Here is a 20,004-nt window from a genome sequence, read left to right as displayed (position 1 = left end):
CGGTCTACACAAGCGAATGTTTGTAGGCCGGATGAGGCGCTAGCCGCCATCCGGCTTTATTCGTTCTCTGGGACTCACAATGTTTGGTAACTTAGGTCAGGCAAAAAAATACCTCGGTCAGGCGGCAAAAATGCTGATCGGCATTCCGGATTACGACAACTACGTCGAGCATATGCAGACCAACCATCCGGACAAGCCGTACATGACCTATGATGAATTCTTTCGCGAACGCCAGCAGGCTCGCTACGGCGGCGATGGCAAAGGCGGCGTGCGCTGCTGTTAATGGAGGTAAACATGGCACCGATTGCAGTCACCCTGCTGACCGGTTTTCTTGGCGCGGGTAAAACCACCCTGCTGCGTCATATTCTGAACGAACGGCACGGCTTTAAAATTGCCGTTATCGAAAATGAATTTGGCGAAGTCGCCATCGATAACCAGCTTATCGGCGATCGCGCCACGCAGATTAAAACCCTGACCAACGGCTGTATCTGCTGTACCCGCTCCAACGAGCTGGAAGACGCCCTGCTCGATCTGCTCGACAGCCGCGATCGCGGAGACATCGCTTTTGACCGGCTGGTGATCGAATGCACCGGCATGGCCGACCCCGGCCCGATCATCCAGACCTTTTTCTCTCACGATGTGCTGTGTGAACGCTATCTGCTGGATGGCGTGATTGCGCTGGTTGACGCGGTGCACGCCGACCAGCAGATGAATCAGTTCACCATCGCCCAGTCGCAGGTGGGCTACGCCGATCGCATTCTGCTCACCAAAACTGACGTGGCGGGCGACAGCGACAAGCTCCGCGAACGGCTGACGCGTATTAACGCCCGCGCGCCGATTTACAACGTTACCCACGGCGATATCGATCTGAACCTGCTGTTTAACACCAGCGGCTTTATGCTGGAAGAGAACGTGGTCAGCAGCAAACCGCGCTTCCACTTTATGGCCGATAAGCAGAACGACGTGTCGTCTATCGTGGTGGAGCTGGATTATCCGGTGGATATCAGCGAGGTGTCGCGGGTGATGGAAAACCTGCTGCTCACCTTCGCAGAACAGCTAATGCGCTATAAAGGGATGCTGTGGATCGACGGCGAGCCCAACCGCCTGCTGTTCCAGGGGGTTCAGCGGCTATACAGCGCCGACTGGGATCGGCCGTGGGGCGATGAACGGCCGCACAGTACCCTGGTGTTTATTGGGATACAGCTTCCGGAAGATGAGATTCGCACCGCCTTTGAAAGCCTGCGCAGGTAGCCACGCAGCTCATCCCCCTCTTCAGGAGGGGGAATACGCGCATGAAAATGTAAAACTTTACTTTTATATGTAACAACAGAAACGTTTTTGGAAATAATTAGAAAGGCAATTATTGCGTTTATAACCGCTTTTTCTCGCCTGTTCAGCGAATATTTAGCCAAAAGATTCAACTCACGCTCAACGGCCAAAGATTACCCATTGACAGCGCCGTAAAAACAACTAACAAACAACACAAATAAATATATCTAATAACAAAATTAGCATAAAACAGTCATCGCTAGCTGATTTGCAGTCATAAAAATCGATTGTTAAGGTGCCCTCCGCGTAATGTAATGATGAGGCACAAACCATGAAAAAGCTGAATATCCTTCTCCTCACGGCCTTGACCGCCGTCTCGGGATCCGCACTGGCGATGGGCGGTACCGTTGAGCAGGGCAAGAACTTCACCAACCTGAATCTGGAAATGGGGAAATCCTCCTCTGGCCTGTATGTGGAAAGCAACTGGCTCAAAAATACCGATGACGGTACCCAGACAGGCGGCGTCGGCGCGGGTTATAACCTGGAACTCGGCCCGGTGATGCTCAATGCCGGCGCGAAAGCTATCTACCTGGGTCCCAAAAAAGGCGATAACGGCGTGGCCTTCCCTATCGGTGGCGGCGTCAACGTGGCCCTGACCGACAGCATCCATCTCTATGGTGAGGGCTATGCCGCGCCAGAGGGCCTGAACAACAGCGTCAAAAACTACGTTGAAGCCAACGGCGGCGTAAGCTGGACGCCCATCACCCCGGTCACGCTGAAAGTGGGCTATCGCCATGTCAGCGTCGACGGCAAAGATGGCCGCCCGGGCCACACGCTGATTGACGGCGCTTATGTCGGCGGTGGGGTTACCTTCTGATGAACGGCCGCTTCGCCGCGCTTTGCGCGCTGAGCCTCGCCGTGCTGCTGTCAGGCTGCGTCCAGTACAAATGGGTGAAACCGGGCGTCAGCGATACGGAGATGAATAAAAAGCTCACCGAGTGCGAAGCGCAGGCGCTGATCGATCTCCCCCCGGATAACGTCGTCACCGGTTCAAGCTCGGAAAAAACGGACAAAGAGAACAAGAAAAAGGATATTTCCACCAGCTATACGGTGGAGGACGCCAATGCGGGGCGCAGAGATACGCTTGTAGACAGCTGCATGTTTAAAAGCGGCTGGGATAAGATTGAAGTTCAGTGATCGCCAAAAAAACCTGCCGGATGGCAGGTTTTTGTCTTCACGCCGTTATTTATGCACGACGACCAGTTTCTGATTCACAAACTCTTTAATGCCAAGATCGGAAAGCTCGCGGCCAAACCCGGAGCGCTTAACGCCGCCAAACGGCAGCTCCGGCGCGGTATCGGTTAGCCAGTTGATATAGACCATCCCGGTTTCAATCCGCGAGGCCATACGTTTCGCCCTTTCGATATCCTGGCTGAATACGGCTCCGCCAAGGCCATAGTGCGAATCGTTGGCCAGCTTCACCGCCTCATCGTCATCTTTCACCACGTAGATTTGCGCGACCGGACCGAAGAACTCTTCGAAGTAGGCCGGGTTATCGCGGGTAATGCCGGTCAAAATGGTCGGCTCGAAAAAGCTGCCCTCCCGCTGCGCGGGTTTGCCGCCCAGGTGCAGCTTCGCGCCGTTTTTCAGCGCGTCATTCACCTGCCTGGTCAGCGTTTCCAGCGCATCTTTTGAGGAGAGCGGACCCAGCGTCGTACTCTCATCCAGCGGATCGCCGATTTTCACCTGACGGAAGGCCTCGGTAAACTGGCTCAGGAACGCGTCGGCAATTTTTTCATGCAGGATAAAGCGCTTCGCCGCGGTGCACACCTGGCCCGCGTTGTTGAGCCGCGCCTGTACACCGATCTTCACCGCCTTCGCCAGATCGGCATCGTCCAGGACCACAAAGACATCGTTACCGCCCAGTTCAAGCGTCGCTTTCTTAATGTGTTTAGCCGCCTGCGCCGCCACCACGCTACCGGCTTTTTCCGAGCCGGTCAGGGCCGCGCCCTGTACGCGATCGTCGGCGATAATCTTCGCCACCTGATCCTGAGAAATAAACAGGTTAGTCCACGCGCCTTCCGGCGCGCCGGCTTCGCGTACCAGGTGGGCGAAGGTTTCCGCACAATGCGGGACGATGCTGGCATGCTTGGCGATAACCGGGTTCCCCGCCGCCAGGTTCGGCGCCAGCACGCGCATAAGCTGGTAATAAGGGAAGTTCCACGGTTCTACCGCCATCAGCACGCCGATGGGATGGTGTTCGACCCAGGCTTCACCCAGCTCGGACGGATACTTTACCGGCGCCAAAAACTGTTTGGCGTTGTCGGCGTAGTAGCGGGCAATTTGCGCGCACAGTTTCACTTCACCGCGGCTTTGCTCAATCAGTTTGCCCATTTCCTGGCTGGCGATTTTCGCCAGTTCGTCAACCCGGCTGTCGATCAGGTCAGCCAGCTTGTGCAGCACCGATAGCCGCTGCGCTATATCGCCTTTCGACCACGACGAATGATATAGCGCATCCGCCTTCTGCAGGGCCGCTTCTACGTCCGCATCGCTGTGTGACGGGTACGCTTTGATGAGCTGATTATTTGCAGGATTCACCGTCTGATAAGCCATATCGCATGTCTCCTTGTTATCGCTGTTAACGCAGTCATAAATACCGCACAGGTTGTTAAGGGTAGTCGAGATAGCTGAGGATGCGGCCAAACTCAGAGAGATACGGAATTTTCCCGAAATGGAACGGGGAACGCTATCAGCATAAACCCCTCATAAATAACGTCAATATATCAATAGCTTAGTGAATAACAGCCCGGATATCTGCCTCCGACACACCGGTAATTCTCAGCACCGTTTCCAGCGCCATCCCTTCGGCGAGCATCGTTTGAGCAATACGCAGCGCTTCGGCGCGCTGCCCCTCCTCAACGCCCTCAGGTCGACCTTCCCGCTTCCCCTGCCTGCGCCCCACTTCACGTCATCTTTCGGCGATAGTCATTAGCTTCCCCTTGTGATGCGGTACCCGCCGGGCCACTTCGCGGATAAATTTCCCCAACCGAAGCGCTTTGCCCGAGTGAATCAGATAATTAAACAGCGTTTTTAGCTGCCTGTCCTTAGCGTATCCGCTAAGCAAAATGGCCGTCAGATGTTCCACAATGCCCAGCAGATCGCGCTGACGAATATGTTTTTGCAGCAGTTCAAGTAAGGCTACTCGGCGATGCTGGACAATTTCATTCCTCGTTTGCAAGCGAGACATTTTTGTGGAAGGCGACTCGCGGTTCTTCCGCAGGCTGAAGGCATGTTATAAACAACTATCCCTCTCAGCTAAGGAGCCCACCGTGAGCCATACGCGCAATATTCAGCAAACCTTTTGGCGCGACGAACAGCTGCCCTGGCTGGAGCTGCGCAGTACCTGGAACAGCCGCCAGGCCTATAAACGTCATCGCCATCCGCAGCTCTCCATTGGGGCGATTATCGAGGGGGAAACGCGCTGTCTCTGCAATGGTCAGGAGTATCTGCTGCGGCCGGGCGATCTGATTATTATTCCCGCCCAGGCGCCCCACAGCTGTAATCCGCGCGACGGCCAGCCGCGCAGCTACCATATGCTCTATCTCGAGCTAAGCTGGTGCTGGCGACAGCTGGCAGGCGATGGGCATCATGAGCGATTGATAGCCTCCCAGCCGGTGATACGCGATGCCGAACTGTTTGCCCGGTATTTGCAGATCGTGGAATTGATGAGCCAGCAGAACACCGCCGCGTTACCCGAAAGCGTCGCCCGATTGCTGCGCGGCCTGCCGCTGCGCCCGCTCGCGCCTGCGGCGCTAAGCCAAACCAGCGCGCGTTTGTTCAGTCGTCTGGCAACCAATCTGCAGGCGCCGCCGACGCTGGATAGCCTCGCCGAGGAGTTTGCGCTGCGTAAAGAGACGCTGATCCGCGCCTTCAAGCACGATACCGGCCTGACGCCCGCCAGTTTTATCAATATCGCGCGGATTGAGTTCGCCAAATCGCGCCTGCGCGCCGGGGATACTATCGCCGATGTGGGCTACCAGGCCGGGTTTGCCGACCAGAGCCACTTTCATAAAACCTTTGTCAGCTATACCGCCGCCACGCCGCGCCAGTATGCGCAGCGCCGATCAATAACAGACAATAATTAGCGTTCGCGCTGGCGTAGGGTGACCTCAGGTTATTACTGAGGTTGCTATGGACATACTCGCTACGCTCTTTCCCTCCGCCTTCCCCGCGCTGGCGCTCTCCCATTTTGTCGCCCTGCTGAGCCCCGGGCCGGATTTTTTTCTGCTGGTGGGCTACGCCATCCGCTATCGCCTGCGCGGCAGCGTCGGCCTGTGTCTCGGTATTGCCGCCGGAAACGGTTTATATATTATTCTGGCGATTATCGGCTGGGGGATCCTGCGCCAGGCGCCGCTGCTGTTTACGGTGATTGAGCTGCTGGGCGCGGCGTATTTGCTGTGGATTGGCAGCCTGCTGCTCAGAAGCCGCCCGGCCACGCTGGCGCTGCACGGCGCCTCGGCTTCGCGCCCGTCGCTGGTGAGACAGCTTTTTCTCGGGCTGGGTTCTTCGCTGCTGAATCCGAAAAACGCGCTCTTCTACCTCGCGCTGATGACCTCCCTATTGGGACCGAACGTCACGCTGGTGCAGCAGGCCGTCAGCGGGGCATGGATGACCAGCGTGGTGCTGCTGTGGGATCTGTTGCTGGTCACGCTGATTGCGCTACCCTCGGTGCAGCGCCGCCTTTCCGCCGTCGTCTGGCGAGTCGAGCGCACGGCCGGCGCCATACTGATGGTTTTTGGCGGCTGGATTGTGTGGCAGTTTATTTTTAATTAGTATTGTCGACGACCCGATAAGGACAAAGCCTCATCATTCTCTGTACAAGAATAAACGAGGCTCTATTCTCTCTCTCTTTTAAACAATATTTATTCCGGGCTATTTGCCGTCAACATATCCATCGGCACAAATACCCACTGCTGCGCTTCCGAGCCGTTAAATTCGAAAAGAATAATCGGATTCCCCGGGTTTGTGCCGCGGTTGTAGCTGTCCATAACAAAGGTCGGATTTTGTTTGCTTTTAATAAAGCGACGTGAGCTGACTAAATCCCACCGCTGCGTCGCTTTATTCCCGCGAACCTGGAGCTCAATCGCTGCGCCTGAACCCATACGATCCTCGCGGATACCCAGCAGCAGCTCCTCACTGGCGGCCAGGACGATCTCGCCGGTCCTGTCATCAACCGACCACAGAATTTTATTTAACGGTGAGGACGCTGGTAAGATAACAGCCTTAGCCCCGGTTTGCTGATCGCTAATACCTAATACCATGTCTTTTTTTGCTGTATATTTAAATATACCAATCATGATCAACTCCTTTTATAAAAGACCAGTAGCAAGAGAAATTGATTAACGTTCTCCCTGAAATAAACAATGCCTTATTTAACCTTGAGTATAATGTGATTAAGATCACTTATTAATAATTAATTTAAGAAAGAACTCATGTAAAATATATATTATGAATGTATTTAACTTTAATTATTTAAAAATAGAATTTAAGCTACGTAAATTAAATTAACCCTCCTCGTCTCTCTCGTCGGAAAAAGAGGAATCCGAATGACCAGGGCGTCAAATGGCGAAGATTTTACGCATTAGCCGTCAGGCTATATGCTTAAGACTATGGAAAAACTCGCTGAACTGAAACGCGCCAAGCTGCTGGCGCTCTCGCTGCTGCTGATTGCAGCCGCTATTTTTATCACTACCCTCGTGCTGCCGCCGACGCCATGGGTCGGTGCGCTAAAGGCTATTTCCGAAGCGGCGATGGTCGGTGCGCTGGCGGACTGGTTCGCGGTAGTGGCGCTGTTTCGCCGCATTCCGCTGCCGTTCGTTGCGCAGCATACGGCGATTATCCCGCGCAATAAGGACCGGATAGCCGATAATCTCGGCTATTTCGTGCAGGAAAAATTTCTTGATACACCGTCGCTGGTGGCGCTGATCCGCCGCTACGAACCGGCGCTGATGCTCGGTAACTGGTTCAGCCAGCCGGAAAACGCGCGGCGGGTCGGCCAGCATCTGCTGCAAGTGATGAGCGGGTTTCTCGAGCTCACCGACGATGCGCGCATTCAGCGCCTGCTGCGCCGGGCGGTGCATAAAGCAATTGATAAGGTCGATTTAACCCAAACCAGCGCCATGATGCTGGAGGGTCTGACGCGCGATAACCGCCACCAGAAGCTGCTCGATTCGCTGATTAGCCAGCTGATCGCCCTGCTCCAGCGCGACAGCTCGCGGGCGTTTATTGCCCGCGGTATCGTGCACTGGCTGGAGACCGAGCATCCGCTAAAGGCCAAACTGCTGCCTACCGAATGGCTCGGCGAGCACAGCGCTGAAATGGTTACCGACGCGGTTAACACGCTGCTCGACGAAGTGAGTCAGGATCGCGCCCATCAGATCCGCCAGGCCTTCGATCGCGCGGCGCTGAAGCTGATCGACAACCTGAAGTCCGATCCGCTGATGGCGGAAAAAGCGGACAATATCAAAGCGTATCTGAAAAACGATGAGACCTTTAACCGCTATCTGGGCGAAGTGTGGGCCGACCTGCGCGGCTGGGTTAAAAACGACGTTAATAGCGACGATTCACGCATCAAGCAGCGCATTGCCGAAGCCGGTCAGTGGTTTGGCGAAACGCTGCTCCACGATGAGGCGCTGCGCGAATCGCTGAACGAACACCTTGAGCAGGCGGCGCACCGGGTGGCCCCGGAGTTTGCCGCCTTCCTGACGCGCCATATCAGCGATACGGTCAAAAGCTGGGACTCCCGCGATATGTCGCGACAAATCGAGCTGAACATTGGTAAGGACCTGCAGTTTATCCGCATCAACGGCACGCTGGTCGGCGGCACTATCGGCCTGCTGCTGTGGCTGTTTTCACAAATTCCGGCGCTGCTGCATTTACATATTTAATTCAACTATTTGTTTTTAATGTATTTATTACACGAATACATATTAACCGCTAAAAACATATGGATATTTAGGTTGACCCTAAATTTATTGCAGTGTGAAGTGCTGAAATAGTGCGCGCATAAACGGCTATTTATGGCGTAGAGACTCAACAAGGAGCCCACCGATGTTGCAATGGATGACCCGCTTTTTTGCCCGCCATTCCGCCACCCTGTTCTTCCCGGCAGCGCTGATCCTCTATGACTTTGCCGCCTATCTGACCACCGATCTTATCCAGCCGGGTATTATCCACGTGGTGCGCGACTTTGACGCCGACGTGGCGCTGGCGCCCGCGTCGGTCAGCCTGTATATGGCCGGCGGCATGGCGCTACAGTGGCTGCTCGGGCCGCTCTCCGATCGTATCGGCCGCCGTCCGGTACTGCTCACCGGCGCGCTGATCTTTACCCTGGCCTGCTTCGCGACCCTGTTCACCACCTCAATGGAGCAGTTCCTTGCCGCGCGCTTTGTTCAGGGCACCAGTATCTGTTTTATCGCCACCGTCGGCTACGTCACCGTGCAGGAGGCGTTCGGCCAGACAAAAGCCATTAAGCTGATGGCGATTATTACCTCGATCGTGCTGATTGCGCCGATAGTTGGCCCGCTCTCCGGCGCGGCGCTGATGCACTTCGTGCACTGGAAAGTGCTGTTCGGCATTATTGCCGTCATGGGGTTTATCGCCTGGCTGGGGCTGCTGCTGAATATGCCGGAGACCGTCCGGCGCGGCGACGTCCCCTTCAGCGCCAGGGGGGTGCTGCGCGATTTCCGCGATGTTTTCCGCAACCGCATTTTTCTGTTTGGCGCCGCCACGCTCTCGCTCAGCTATATTCCACTGATGAGCTGGGTTGCGGTCTCGCCGGTTATCCTGATTGACGACGGCGGCTTAACCACCGCCGAGTTCGCCTGGACCCAGGCGCCGGTCTTCAGCGCGGTGATTATCGCCAACCTGTCGGTGGCGCGCTGGGTAAAAGATCCCACCCGCTCGCGCTTTATCTGGCGCGCGGTCCCTATCCAGATGATCGGGCTGGCGATCCTGATCCTCGGCAATCTGCTGTGGCCGAACGTCTGGCTATGGTCGGTACTCGGCACCTGCTTCTATGCTTTCGGCATCGGGCTGATTTTCCCGACGCTATTCCGCTTTACTCTGTTTTCTAACGATCTGCCAAAGGGCACCGTTTCCGCGTCGCTGAATATCGTGATCCTCAGCGTCAGCGCGCTCTCCATCGAAGCGGCGCGCTGGCTGTGGTTTAACGGCGGCAGGCTACCTTTTCATCTGCTGGGGGTGGCGGCGGGGATCGCGGCCGCGTGCTGTCTGGCAGGCTTATTAAGCCGGATACGCCAGCGACCGGAAGCCATGCTGGCGCAGGAGTAGCGCACATTGACTACTCCACGGTCCAGGCTTCGCTAAAGCTCTCGTCGGCGAACAGCTCCGTCAGGCCGCTGATCTGTTTCAGGCGCAGCACCTCATCCGCATCCATACCGAGCTCTTCGCCGATGCGCCGATCGTCCCAGCCCTGGCGATGTAAATCGCGGACGATGTCGGACATCGCCGCGATCTGGTGTTTGCCCCTGGCGCGATTATGGCGAATGGTAGCGGCGATACGCTCTTTCTGCCCCTCCCGCTCGGCATTGATGAGCGTCACCGGAAGATAACCATGCAGACGGCGGCTCAGCTCCGGGCGACTCTTACCAATCAGATGGCGGTGAAAGCCGTCCACGACCAGGTGCCGTCGCTGCTGGCGGGCTACCACTACCGGTTGGGTAAAACCATCCAGTTCGATAGAACGCTCCAGAAGTTTTTTTTCCACCGTCGCCATCACGTTAGGGTTGTAGTCATTCGCCTCAACCGTGTTGGCTTCGACCCACAGCACGCAGTCCACCGGCTCGCGGCAGAAGGGGCTGTGCTGGTGGATCAGGCTCTTCAGCTCGTTAATCGCTTTGATTTTCAAGTCAACATCGTCAAACGACTCGAGATACTCAATCACTGTCTTAGCCACATCCGGTGACATCAAAGCGTCCTCCACTCTTTACGTTTGTTACTCACCAGCCGACAGTAACGCTCATAGTGCTTAGGCTGCGTCGGGCTGAACGACAGCATCCGGCACCAGAAATCGTTTTTCAGTAGCGTCTTGCAGATACGGCGCCATGAGGGAATATCGCGATAGCCGAGATCTTTTTCCTGCTCATCGGGGATATCGTCAGGGAAACCGCGGGTCTGGTACCAGTGCAGATAAATAGCGATTTTATTGCGGTAATGCTCGGCGGTTTTCTCCGGCATGCTATCGAGCAGAAAGAGCGCATATTCGCGCCAGCTAAAATGCGCCGGTTTGCGGATTTTGGTCTTCAGCGCAAAGTAGTCGCCGCTGGCGTTGGCGTAAATCGCGCCGCTGTGCGCGCCGCATACCCGACGGCACATCCGCTCCCAGGTCTCCGGCTCAAGTATGTGATAAAGCCACAGCCCGCGCCGCTGCTCGGGGCCGAAAGGCTCGCAGACGCGCATATTTTTCAGCGGCACGCCGGCGCGATGCATCAGGTCATAGAGCGGGTTGTAGGGGAGCCGCGACTTGTGATTAAAGATCCAGATGTCGCGGGTCCGCCAGTCATAGAGGGGATAGCAGGTGTAGCTAAACCCTTCCGGCGAGGCGGTGGTCCATGGCTTATCGTCCTCAAAGCGCAGTTTGGTCGGCGAGGTAAGCGCCATGTAGCGATGCAGCGACTCGTCGGTGCGGATACCGATCAGCGAAGCGAGGCTTCTCCCGGCGGCCAGCCAGTGCGAAAAAGCCGGAACAAAGGCTTCAAACGTCATTTCAGGCTGATAAAAAGGGAAAAAACCGGCATCGGTGATGGCATCATCCGGCGGTTGCCTTACCCATTCAACCCCGGCCCGCCAGGCGACCCATTCCGGCTCGTGCTGCGATACGCCGCTCACCGTGGTCATCGGCAGCGCCACCCAGTAGAAGCGGCTTACCACGTCCTGATAGCGCTCTTTCATATTTTGCACGTGCTGGATAGTTAATAAATACTGCGCTTCCCAGTCCACGAACAATACCGCAAACTTTTTCCCTTTTTTACGCGCAACGGCCGCCGCCAGATGAAATAATACCGTCGAGTCTTTACCGCCGGAAAAAGATAAACAGACCTGCTCGAAAGTATCAAATACCCAATCCAGGCGCATCAGAGCAGCGTCAAAAACATTCATATCCAGTTTTACGCGTTTCATCCTTCACCCCTGATAAATGAATCGCCGTCAGAATGTACTTATAGAAAAAATCCGTAAGCCAGATAACCTGAAAACAGGTCTATAGATTATTCATCCAGATACCGACATGCTGAAAAAAGGCGAGCGCAACTAAATGTTATTCACATCATAAAAACCATATTATCTCATTTAAATTCATGAGGTTATGAGAATCCCTCAGATTATCTTCATTTTATCGAGAATACTGTGATCTCAGTCACAATTAGCTCCTGAGCGATTTAATCAACCTACCTCGTTGTGGCCAAAAACATCACGCCATATCACAACTGACTCCCCGCGATCGGATATAATCAGCTGCCCTGATTCACCGTAACAATATTGATTAAGGAACGCTATGAGCGATATCGATCTCAGCCCGCCGCAACGCGATCTGCTGCGCGAGAAGCTGTGTAAATACTGCGAAGAGAATTTTGAGCTGGAGCTGGAGCAATTTGACGCGGAATTCTTTGTCGACTTTATCGCGAAAGAGCTGGGTCCAATGTTTTATAACGCCGGGATTGATGCGGCCATCGCCACCCACCTTGCATTGAGCGATCGGATTCAGGAAGAGATGGATCTGAAAAAAGTCTATTAGCGGGAGATCAATAAACACGCACAATAAACAGGGTTATAATGCGGCCTCTTTCATCATCTCCCGTGTACGGGGAAGGAAAACCATGTCGCTTATCACCCATCTACCCGCCATCTTTGACCACTTCTCCGCAGCCCGCCAGCAGGGTTTCCTCACGGTCATGGAGCTTAAAGAGCAAAACATACCGCTGGTTGGCACCTACTGCACCTTTATGCCGCAGGAAATTCCACTGGCCGCCGGCGCGGTGGTGGTGTCGCTGTGCTCCACCTCCGACGAGACGATTGAAGAGGCGGAAAAGGATCTGCCGCGCAACCTCTGTCCGCTGATAAAAAGCAGCTACGGTTTTGGCAAGACTGACAAATGCCCCTACTTCTACTTTTCCGACCTCGTGGTGGGCGAAACCACCTGCGACGGCAAAAAGAAAATGTACGAATACATGGCCGAATTCAAAGCCGTGCACGTGATGCAGCTGCCGAACAGCGCCAGCGATGATGCCTCGCGAGCGTTGTGGAAAGCGGAAATTTTGCGCCTGCAGAAGGCGGTGGAAGATCGCTTTGGTACGCCGATCACCGAAGCCGCCCTGCGCGAGGCGATTATCCTCAAGAACCGCGAACGGCGGGCGCTGGCGAACTTTTATCGCGTCGGGCAGCTCAACCCGCCCGCGCTCAGCGGCAGCGATATTTTAAAAGTGGTCTACGGCGCGACCTTCCGCTTCGATAAAGCGGCGCTGATCGATGAGCTCAACGACATGGCGGATCGGGTGCGCCTGCAGTGGCAAGAGGGCAAACGGCTGGAGGCGCGGCCGCGTATTCTGATCACCGGCTGCCCGATCGGCGGCGCGGCGGAAAAAGTGGTGAAGGCCATTGAGGACAACGGCGGCTGGGTGGTCGGTTTTGAAAACTGCACCGGCGCGAAAGCCACCGAGCGCTGCGTGGAGGAGACGGGTGACGTTTACGACGCCCTGACCGAGAAATATCTCGCCATCGGCTGCTCCTGTATTTCGCCAAATGATCAGCGCCTGTCCCTGCTCAGTCAAATGGTAGAAGAGTACCAGGCCGACGGCGTGGTAGACGTCATTCTGCAGGCCTGCCATACCTACGCGGTGGAGTCGCTGGCGATAAAACGCCACGTGCGCCAGCAGCACGATATCCCCTATATCGCCATTGAGACCGACTATTCGATGGCGGATCTCGGCCAGCTCAGCACCCGCGTGGCGGCCTTTATTGAGATGCTTTAGGAGCGCGCGTGACCGTTACCGTAGGGATTGATTCCGGATCGACCGCCACCAAAGGCATCCTGCTCGCCGATGGCGTGATTCAGCGCCGCTTTCTCTGTCCGACGCCGTTTCGCCCCGCCGACGCCATCGTTGAGGCGTGGGAAACGCTCCGCGCTGGCTTAAGCGAACGCCCCTTTTTAACCTTAACCGGCTACGGTCGCCAGCTGGTGGATTTTGCCGATAAGCAGGTCACCGAGATCTCGTGCCACGGGCTCGGCGCGCGGCTGCTGGCCCCGCAGACCCGGACGGTCATCGATATCGGCGGCCAGGACAGCAAGGTTATCCAGCTGGACGACGCGGGTAATCTCACCGATTTTCTGATGAATGATAAATGCGCGGCGGGCACGGGGCGCTTTCTGGAGGTGATCTCGCGTACGCTGGGGGCCAGCGTCGACCAGCTCGACAGCATCACCGAAGGCGTTGAGCCCCATGCGATTACCAGTATGTGCACGGTGTTCGCCGAATCCGAGGTCATCAGCCTGCGTTCGGCCGGGGTGCCGCCGGAGGCGATCCTCGCCGGAGTGATCAACGCCATGGCCCGACGCAGCGCCAATTTTATCGGCCGCCTGTCGGCGCAGGGCCCGCTGCTGTTTACCGGCGGCGTCAGCCGCTGCGCGGCCTTCGCGCGGAGGCTGGAGGAGCACGTGGGTATGGCGGTGCAGACGCATCCCGACGCGCAGTTTGCCGGGGCGATCGGCGCGGCGCTGATCGGTTTACGTCAGAGGAGCCGCCGGTGACGGAATATCTGTTTTTATTTCACTCAACGGTGGGGGTAGTGCGGATGCGCAAAGCCCTGCAGGCGGCGGGAGCGACCTTCCGGGTGAAGGACATTCCGCGCCAGCTGCGCGGCGGCTGCGGGCTGTGCATTTATCTGCGCTGTGAGCCGGGCGAAGAGCAGAAGTGGATTCTCCCCGGCCACACGGCAACCCTGTTTCGCGTCGCCGGGGATGATTATCAGCTGCTGGCTCAGTTTCCGCAGCAGGCGTAACCCGGCGTGAAGCGAGCACAATATCCGGGTTTAGTCCCTCACTCCAGCAGCTGGCGAACGCAGGATTTAAACACCCGCACGCCATCCGCCAGCGCGGCGCGGTCGAAGCGCATCTCCGGATGATGCAGCCCCGGCAGCAGGTCGCAGCCCAGCCCCCAGAACCCGCCCTTCACCTGTGGACGCAGGCGCAGGTAGTGGAAAAAGTCCTCGCTGCCCGGCGTACTCTTCGCTGCCGTTAAGCCGGCTTCGCCAAACGTTTCGCGAATCGCCTGGCTGACGATAGCCGTAGCCTGTTCGTCGATAATCGCGGCGGGCATCTCCTTGACGATCTGGATATCGACGGTGGCGCCGTAAGCCGCCGCGCTGCTCTCTATCGCTCGCACCACCCGCTCTTTCAACGTCGCCATGCCCTCATTTTCCGCGCTGCGCAGATCCCAGCACACGTGCGCTTTCGCCGGCACCGAATTGGTCACTCCCGCATCGCACAGAAAGCGCGTCGCTTTAGCGCTCCAGGTCAGCGAAGGCGCCAGATGAATCCCGTTTACCGCCTGCACCGCGTGCGACGCGGCGTCCAGCGCGTTAACGCCCAGATGAGGCCGGGCGGCGTGCGCGGCTTTGCCGTGGAAATCGACCATCACCGTCGCCGAGGCGGAGTAGTACATCGCCGGCACCGCCTTGCCTTTCGGACACTCCTCCAGCGGCCTGAGATGGAAGCCGAACAGCATCTCCACGTCGTCCAGCACGCCCGCTTCCGTCAGCGCGATCGCCCCGGTGCCCAGCTCTTCAGCGGGCTGAAAGAGTATTTTCAGCTTCCCGCGCTTTACCAGCCCTTCGGTGAGGATCTCTTCCGCGGCGGTCAACACCACCGAAGAGTGACCGTCATGACCGCAGGTATGGCGAGCCTCTAAGCGGCCATCGATGATATGGCCCAGCGCATCCATATCCGCCCGCAGCGCCACGACCGGCCCCGGCTTACCGCTATCCAGCAGCGCAACAATGCCGGTGGTGCCGCCGACGTTGCGCTGCACCTGAAACCCTGTGGCTTCTAATGCATCGCCGATGTATGCCGACGTTTTGTACTCTTCAAAGCCCAGCTCCGGGATTTGATGCAGATAATTGAAATGCTCTAATGTTCGCGACACGTCTTACTCCTTGCCTTCTATTATGCAATCACGCGCATGACCAGCATGGCGATGACGGCATTGATAATGCTCACCGCCATCAGCAGCGGCCAATATTTTTTCGGGACATCCGCTACGCCGAGCAGGCGCCCCATGTACTGCAGCTGCGAACCCATGAGGAAAATCGCCGGGATCAGAATCGTGATATCCGCCACGTTGAGGGTACCTTTGCTCAACAGGCTCACCGCCACGCCGGTTCCCGCAGAGGCGGAAAGCCAGGAGGTCAGCAATACGGTAATGGCTTCCCCCGGCAGGCCGAACAGGCCCATCAGCGGCGCGCAGACGTGGCCGATGATCTGCATCACGCCGAGCAAATTGAGCATTTCAGCGATCACATAGGCCATTAATACATTCGGCATCAGATTGTTGATGGCGATATTAAATCCTTTGCGCGCGCCGATAACGAAAATATCGAACGGGTTACTGCCGACTTTTGCCGAATTATTCATTTTCAAAATCCCTTTTATAAGCGGTATTCAGAACCAGACGCGTGATTGCCGCGCCGACAAATTTCAGCACAAACATTAAAAGCAGCGGAATAATGATAGGAATGGTTAACGAAGCGAAAAGCGCTGAGCCAATTGAGAAGTAGTTATTAATCAGACCGGCCCCGGAATATTGCCAGGCACCCATAATAACCAGATCCTTACGATTTATTTTGTCGCTGTCATACAGCTCTTTGGTCAGCGCCGCGCCGGCATCGGTACTCTGTAAATCGGTAATCAGCGCCAGGCCGGTATAGCCCGGGATCCCGAGCAGCGGGCGAAGCAGCGGGGTCAGCAGCTTATGCGCCGCGCGGATCGCCCCGTAGTGGGTAAATATCTCCAGCAGCCCCAGCGCCAGCATCACCGTCGGCACCAGCGACAGGGCAAACAGGAAACCGGCCTTGGCGCTGATGCCGCCGCTGCCGATAAAGGTGTTGGTTTCCGGCGTTTTCATGGTGCCGAACGCGCCGCCGAGGGTGGTAAAGTCAAACGCCCCCAGCCAGGCCATGCCTTCAACCTTAAACAGTAACCCGGAGAAAACTAACAATACGATGATCAGTGAAATCCAGGCTCCGGGCCCGACTTTCCACTCATTTGTCGTTTCGTCGGAGGAACATTCCAACGTTTTATTTTCACTCATAGCCTGTCCTCTCACATAATGAAATGTTAGTGCGATTGTTTGCAATTTGAAATTTTGTCAATTTATTGTTATTCGAATTTATTATTTTCACTGATAAGCTTTTCCATATTCCCTTAATCAGCATCATCACCATTTCTTATTCTTTAACTTCCCGAGCCTTGCCACCTTAATAGCAAGCCGGGAATAAGCGATGAGAATTTTCCTCCCTGCCAGTTTTTGTCCGAATTACGATTATCTATAACTTGCCGGGATGATAAATACCTGTGAAAGGGTGTTATTGTTGACCGCAGGTCAACAAAGGAGCGAGAAACGATGTTGCATGAGAGGCCAATGAGCTATCTGTATGAAGTCGGGATTCAGGGAGGCATTCGCCGGGCTGCCGATATGCTGGGTATCAACCCGTCAGTCATCAGCCGCCAGATAGCGCAGCTGGAACGGGCGCTGGAGCTGCCGCTGCTGGAACGCCAGGGGCGAAACGTGGTGCTTACCGAAGCCGGACGTCTGCTGGCGGAGGACTACTTCGAAAGCCGTCAACGCCGGGAAAAGCTGGAAAGCCATCTGAAGGATTTACGCCACATGCGCGGCGGGACAATTTCAGTGAGGATTGGCGGCGGGCTGGTCACCACCTTTATTGAATCGGTGATGAGCACCTTTTCGCAGTCCTGGCCTAACGTGTTCGTGGATATTAGTGTCGGCAGCATGCAGGAGATGCTCAACGATATCGCCAGCGGCGAAGCGGATATGGCGGTCGCCTTCGGCCCCATCGGCAACCCGGAGCTTAAACGCCACAGCTTTCAGTGGGGCCCTATCTGCGCGGTGGTCTCGCCACAGCATCCCATCGCAGCCCAGCGCGCCGTCACCATCGATGAGCTCACGCAATATCGCCTGATCGCGCTCACCGACAGCTTTGGCCTGCAGCGCCATATGAACGCCATGTTTAAAACCGCCGGACGGCAGTTTCATCCGGCCTATCGCTGTAACCTCTTTTCCACCGCCATGAGCCTGAGCCAGGCGGGATTGGGGATCTCTTTTATGACCGCATACGCCGCCCGGGAAGCGATCGCCCACGGTATTCTGACCGCGGTCCCCATTGACCATCCTATCGCCAGCAGCGCCCAGTGCCACCTGCTACGCAACTCCGACCGCCGCTTTTCTCCGGCGGCGCATCATATGTGGCGGCTGCTGCACAACGCTTTTCGCGACGCGCAGCGGGCGCTGGCGGCCTGAGCTTATTCGGTCACCACAAACCGGGTTGGCGCAAAGCAGTTCAGCAGCCGATGCATAAGGAAGACCATGGTCAGCGTGACGATCAGCGCCACGGTGACGGAAGTGATGCGGTACAGATCGCTGAACACCAGGTCCTGGTCCGGATGCAGGTTCTGGCCGAACATGATGCCGATGGTGGTGATGCTGGCAAAGCCAACGCCGGCACCCACTTTCTCCATCACGTGCAGGCGTGCGCTAAACGCCAGGCCGAGGCCAATCAGCGGCATCATCAGCAGCATATGGTTGCTGAAGTCGTAAATAATCAGCTGCACCACCAGAATATAAAGGCAGGCCAGCACCACCCCCACCACCCGCCAGATCGAGCTGATTACCGCGCCGCGATAGTGCATCGGGAACAGAATTAAAATCCCCGCCATCAGCGCCGACAGCGAGTCGCTCAGATCGCAAACCTGGAAGATCACAAAGATCATCGTCGCCACGCTGCCGGAGAGCAGCGATTCATGACGAATACGGGCGGCGTCTTTTTCAATGCGCGGCGGCGGCTTGCGCGGTTCAACGTCCGGGATGAAGTAGTTGAGTAATGCGCTCAGCGCCACCGCCATCACGCAGGCCTCCATATTGGAGAACATCAGGGTGTGCCAGTTGCTGGTGGGATAGCTCATAAAGTTGAGCATCGTGCTTTGACACACCACGCCCATCGACCCCAGCAGAAACAGCGGCCCCTGGCTCATAAAGCGAAAGCGCATCACGTACAGGCCAAACACCACCAGCGTCATCATCACCGGCCACTGCGAAAGATAGCCGACGATCAGCACCATTTCGACGCAGTTTACCGCCGCGCTGAACACAAACTGCCGCGCCACGTGACGGTTAAATACCGGCACCAGCGACAGCAGCATCAGCGGATAAACCACGAAAAAGACGCCGTACTGCACGTCGTAGAAGGTCGAAATGCTCAGCGCGATAGTGCCGGCCACGGCGATGCGCAGCGTCTGGCGAAAATCGTTGGCCGTATAGACGATGTTGCCGTGCGGGGTGAAAACCCGCGCCAGGGTATTAATAGACATAGTGCAGCAGGCTCACCAGATGGATCTGCGCGCCGGCAAAGGTGCGGGCGAACGGGCCATCGCTGTTATAGAGCTGTACCGTCGCGCGGGCCCCGGTGGGAAGTGGTTTATCCAGCGGCTCATCAAGCGCGACGTGAATGCGCATGCGCTGCGCGTCGCGCACCCAGCGGGTAGACTGCTCCGGCTGCGACAGCTGGCCATTGACCTCTTCCTGTCCGGCCAGAATACCGGCATCGCTGCTGGTGACGTGCGCCCGGAAGACTTTCCCCGGCAGCGCATCAAACACCACCGCGGCATCGGTGTTGACGCCGGTGTGGCGCAGGCTCTTCTCGCGGAAATCGGCGACGATATCGGTCTGATTGCTGACCAGCGCCAGCAGCGGCGTGGCGGCGGTGGCGTACAGACCGGGGTTAAGCTGAAGGTTGCTCACCATGCCGTCGGTTTCGGCGCGCACCTTCGTCCAGCCAAGGTTAAGCTGCGCCTCTTCCAGTGCGTTGCGGTACTTCTGCAACGTGACGTTGCGCGCATCGTCGCGCTCGCCGCGCTGGATCAGCAGATTCTGGATGCTGGCGTTGAGCGCGCTGACCGACTGCTCGCTGGTCTGCCAGGTGGTGCGCACTTTATCCAGATCCGACTGAGAGACGTTCTGCATGGTGCTCAGGCGCTGGTAGCGATCGAAGGTCACCTTATCGTTGCGCGCGGTGTACTGGGCGGTGCGCAGGTTGGCGCGGGCAGAAGCGATCTGCGCGTCCAGCTGCTGGTTGCTGAGTTTCGCCTGTTCAAGGGCGATTTGCGCCGCTTCCACTTTATTGATAAACGGCGTCGGATCCAGTTCATAGAGCAGGTCGCCCTTCTTCACCTGGCTATTGTTGTGCACATAGACATGGGAGACATAGCCGGAGACGCGCGACGAGACCGGCGTGACCACGCGCATCACGGTGGAGTCCGGCGTGAGCGGGATCCAGATATCGGCAACGATAAACCAGGCGAATATGGCCAGGAAGGCGGCAATACTCACCCTTACCCAGCGGGCAAATTTCTGTTCAGGGGTCATCATAGTG

At 56.6% G+C, this 20,004-nt stretch carries 22 protein-coding genes and 1 pseudogene; 13 read left to right on the top strand and 10 right to left on the bottom strand.

Annotated elements, in window-relative coordinates; genetic code table 11:
• The first annotated feature begins 79 nt into the window (after positions 1 to 79).
• The 4 genes from BWI76_RS03815 to BWI76_RS03800 all read left to right on the top strand — a co-directional run bounded on the left by BWI76_RS03815 (position 80) and on the right by BWI76_RS03800 (position 2,466).
• Complete coding sequence (locus tag BWI76_RS03815; RefSeq protein WP_004098292.1) at positions 80 to 283, top strand: YbdD/YjiX family protein; 204 nt, start codon at positions 80 to 82, stop codon at positions 281 to 283.
• Positions 284 to 294: 11 nt separating this feature from the next.
• Complete coding sequence (gene yjiA, locus BWI76_RS03810; protein WP_004133181.1) at positions 295 to 1,251, top strand: GTPase; 957 nt, start codon at positions 295 to 297, stop codon at positions 1,249 to 1,251.
• A 349-nt stretch (positions 1,252 to 1,600) separates the two neighbouring features.
• Positions 1,601 to 2,146, top strand: coding sequence for a YfaZ family outer membrane protein (locus tag BWI76_RS03805; protein ID WP_004133182.1), 546 nt, complete (start codon positions 1,601 to 1,603; stop codon positions 2,144 to 2,146).
• A complete protein-coding gene (locus BWI76_RS03800; protein ID WP_004133183.1) occupies positions 2,146 to 2,466 on the top strand; it encodes a hypothetical protein in 321 nt (106 codons plus the stop codon). The genes BWI76_RS03805 and BWI76_RS03800 overlap by 1 nt, the downstream gene beginning before the upstream one ends.
• 45 nt (positions 2,467 to 2,511) lie before the next feature.
• Here the strand turns inward: BWI76_RS03800 and BWI76_RS03795 are convergent, their stop codons facing one another.
• The gene (locus BWI76_RS03795; RefSeq protein WP_004133184.1) at positions 2,512 to 3,882 is read right to left on the bottom strand and encodes an NAD-dependent succinate-semialdehyde dehydrogenase; all 1,371 of its coding nucleotides are present in this window, start codon (positions 3,880 to 3,882) and stop codon (positions 2,512 to 2,514) included.
• A gap of 178 nt (positions 3,883 to 4,060) precedes the next feature.
• Positions 4,061 to 4,495, bottom strand: a pseudogene (locus BWI76_RS03790) (Rpn family recombination-promoting nuclease/putative transposase); the annotation flags it as partial.
• Positions 4,496 to 4,598: 103 nt separating this feature from the next.
• Between BWI76_RS03790 and BWI76_RS03785 the strand changes: the two are divergent.
• Together BWI76_RS03785 and BWI76_RS03780 are read left to right on the top strand one after the other, a co-directional pair.
• Positions 4,599 to 5,414: an AraC family transcriptional regulator gene (locus BWI76_RS03785; RefSeq protein WP_064371498.1), complete on the top strand. Its 816-nt coding sequence runs from the start codon at positions 4,599 to 4,601 to the stop codon at positions 5,412 to 5,414.
• A 46-nt stretch (positions 5,415 to 5,460) separates the two neighbouring features.
• Complete coding sequence (locus tag BWI76_RS03780; protein WP_024360430.1) at positions 5,461 to 6,102, top strand: LysE family translocator; 642 nt, start codon at positions 5,461 to 5,463, stop codon at positions 6,100 to 6,102.
• A gap of 89 nt (positions 6,103 to 6,191) precedes the next feature.
• Here BWI76_RS03780 and BWI76_RS03775 read toward each other — a convergent pair whose 3' ends face one another.
• Positions 6,192 to 6,626 (bottom strand): RICIN domain-containing protein, encoded by a 435-nt coding sequence (locus tag BWI76_RS03775; RefSeq protein ID WP_004133187.1) that lies wholly within the window; start codon positions 6,624 to 6,626, stop codon positions 6,192 to 6,194.
• 300 nt (positions 6,627 to 6,926) lie between these two features.
• Between BWI76_RS03775 and BWI76_RS03770 the strand changes: the two genes are divergently transcribed.
• Together BWI76_RS03770 and mdtM are read left to right on the top strand one after the other, a co-directional pair.
• Positions 6,927 to 8,216, top strand: a complete 1,290-nt coding sequence (locus tag BWI76_RS03770) for a DUF445 domain-containing protein (protein WP_074168711.1) — start codon at positions 6,927 to 6,929, stop codon at positions 8,214 to 8,216.
• A gap of 163 nt (positions 8,217 to 8,379) precedes the next feature.
• Positions 8,380 to 9,621 carry a multidrug efflux MFS transporter MdtM gene (gene mdtM / locus BWI76_RS03765; RefSeq protein ID WP_024360432.1) on the top strand — a complete coding sequence of 414 codons (1,242 nt, stop codon included), beginning with the start codon at positions 8,380 to 8,382 and terminating at the stop codon, positions 9,619 to 9,621.
• A gap of 10 nt (positions 9,622 to 9,631) precedes the next feature.
• On the opposite strand, the gene BWI76_RS03760 is transcribed toward mdtM, so the two are convergent.
• Together BWI76_RS03760 and BWI76_RS03755 are read right to left on the bottom strand one after the other, a co-directional pair.
• Positions 9,632 to 10,258 (bottom strand): IbrB-like domain-containing protein, encoded by a 627-nt coding sequence (locus BWI76_RS03760; RefSeq protein WP_004133192.1) that lies wholly within the window; start codon positions 10,256 to 10,258, stop codon positions 9,632 to 9,634.
• Entirely contained in the window at positions 10,258 to 11,469 is a 1,212-nt protein-coding gene (locus BWI76_RS03755) for a phosphoadenosine phosphosulfate reductase (RefSeq protein ID WP_004133194.1), read from the bottom strand. The genes BWI76_RS03760 and BWI76_RS03755 overlap by 1 nt, the downstream gene beginning before the upstream one ends.
• A gap of 373 nt (positions 11,470 to 11,842) precedes the next feature.
• Here BWI76_RS03755 and BWI76_RS03750 point away from each other — a divergent pair, with 373 nt between their 5' ends.
• From BWI76_RS03750 to BWI76_RS03735, 4 genes are all read left to right on the top strand, one after another.
• On the top strand, positions 11,843 to 12,082 hold the full coding sequence (locus tag BWI76_RS03750; RefSeq protein WP_004133196.1) for a DUF2164 domain-containing protein: 240 nt from the start codon (positions 11,843 to 11,845) through the stop codon (positions 12,080 to 12,082).
• Positions 12,083 to 12,164: 82 nt separating this feature from the next.
• On the top strand, positions 12,165 to 13,316 hold the full coding sequence (locus BWI76_RS03745) for a double-cubane-cluster-containing anaerobic reductase (protein ID WP_004133197.1): 1,152 nt from the start codon (positions 12,165 to 12,167) through the stop codon (positions 13,314 to 13,316).
• A gap of 8 nt (positions 13,317 to 13,324) precedes the next feature.
• On the top strand, positions 13,325 to 14,092 hold the full coding sequence (gene yjiL, locus BWI76_RS03740) for a putative 2-hydroxyacyl-CoA dehydratase activator YjiL (protein WP_004133200.1): 768 nt from the start codon (positions 13,325 to 13,327) through the stop codon (positions 14,090 to 14,092).
• A complete protein-coding gene (locus tag BWI76_RS03735) occupies positions 14,089 to 14,343 on the top strand; it encodes a DUF3343 domain-containing protein (protein WP_004133202.1) in 255 nt (84 codons plus the stop codon). Before yjiL ends, BWI76_RS03735 begins: the two co-directional genes overlap by 4 nt.
• Positions 14,344 to 14,381: 38 nt before the next feature.
• On the opposite strand, the gene BWI76_RS03730 is transcribed toward BWI76_RS03735, so the two are convergent.
• The 3 genes from BWI76_RS03730 to BWI76_RS03720 are packed head-to-tail and all read right to left on the bottom strand — an operon-like array spanning position 14,382 to position 16,649.
• On the bottom strand, positions 14,382 to 15,485 hold the full coding sequence (locus tag BWI76_RS03730) for a M20 peptidase aminoacylase family protein (RefSeq protein ID WP_004133204.1): 1,104 nt from the start codon (positions 15,483 to 15,485) through the stop codon (positions 14,382 to 14,384).
• 20 nt (positions 15,486 to 15,505) lie between these two features.
• Complete coding sequence (locus BWI76_RS03725; RefSeq protein WP_004128539.1) at positions 15,506 to 15,973, bottom strand: YjiG family protein; 468 nt, start codon at positions 15,971 to 15,973, stop codon at positions 15,506 to 15,508.
• Positions 15,966 to 16,649, bottom strand: coding sequence for a nucleoside recognition domain-containing protein (locus BWI76_RS03720; RefSeq protein ID WP_004133206.1), 684 nt, complete (start codon positions 16,647 to 16,649; stop codon positions 15,966 to 15,968). The genes BWI76_RS03725 and BWI76_RS03720 overlap by 8 nt, the downstream gene beginning before the upstream one ends.
• Before the next feature lie 312 nt (positions 16,650 to 16,961).
• On the opposite strand from BWI76_RS03720, the gene BWI76_RS03715 reads away from it, so the two are divergent.
• Positions 16,962 to 17,876, top strand: coding sequence for a LysR substrate-binding domain-containing protein (locus BWI76_RS03715; protein ID WP_024360438.1), 915 nt, complete (start codon positions 16,962 to 16,964; stop codon positions 17,874 to 17,876).
• Between the two features lie 2 nt (positions 17,877 to 17,878).
• Here the strand turns inward: BWI76_RS03715 and BWI76_RS03710 are convergent, their stop codons facing one another.
• Complete coding sequence (locus tag BWI76_RS03710) at positions 17,879 to 18,943, bottom strand: DUF2955 domain-containing protein (protein WP_004133209.1); 1,065 nt, start codon at positions 18,941 to 18,943, stop codon at positions 17,879 to 17,881.
• Positions 18,933 to 20,000: an HlyD family secretion protein gene (locus BWI76_RS03705; RefSeq protein ID WP_004133210.1), complete on the bottom strand. Its 1,068-nt coding sequence runs from the start codon at positions 19,998 to 20,000 to the stop codon at positions 18,933 to 18,935. The genes BWI76_RS03710 and BWI76_RS03705 overlap by 11 nt, the downstream gene beginning before the upstream one ends.
• Between the last annotated feature and the right edge of the window lie 4 nt (positions 20,001 to 20,004).

Origin of the sequence: Klebsiella sp. M5al (assembly GCF_002090195.1) — a bacterium.
In the GTDB taxonomy this organism is placed as follows: Bacteria; Pseudomonadota; Gammaproteobacteria; order Enterobacterales; family Enterobacteriaceae; genus Klebsiella; species Klebsiella grimontii.
Note: the sequence above shows the minus strand (reverse complement) of the source record. Positions and strands in the feature narration are given on the sequence as shown.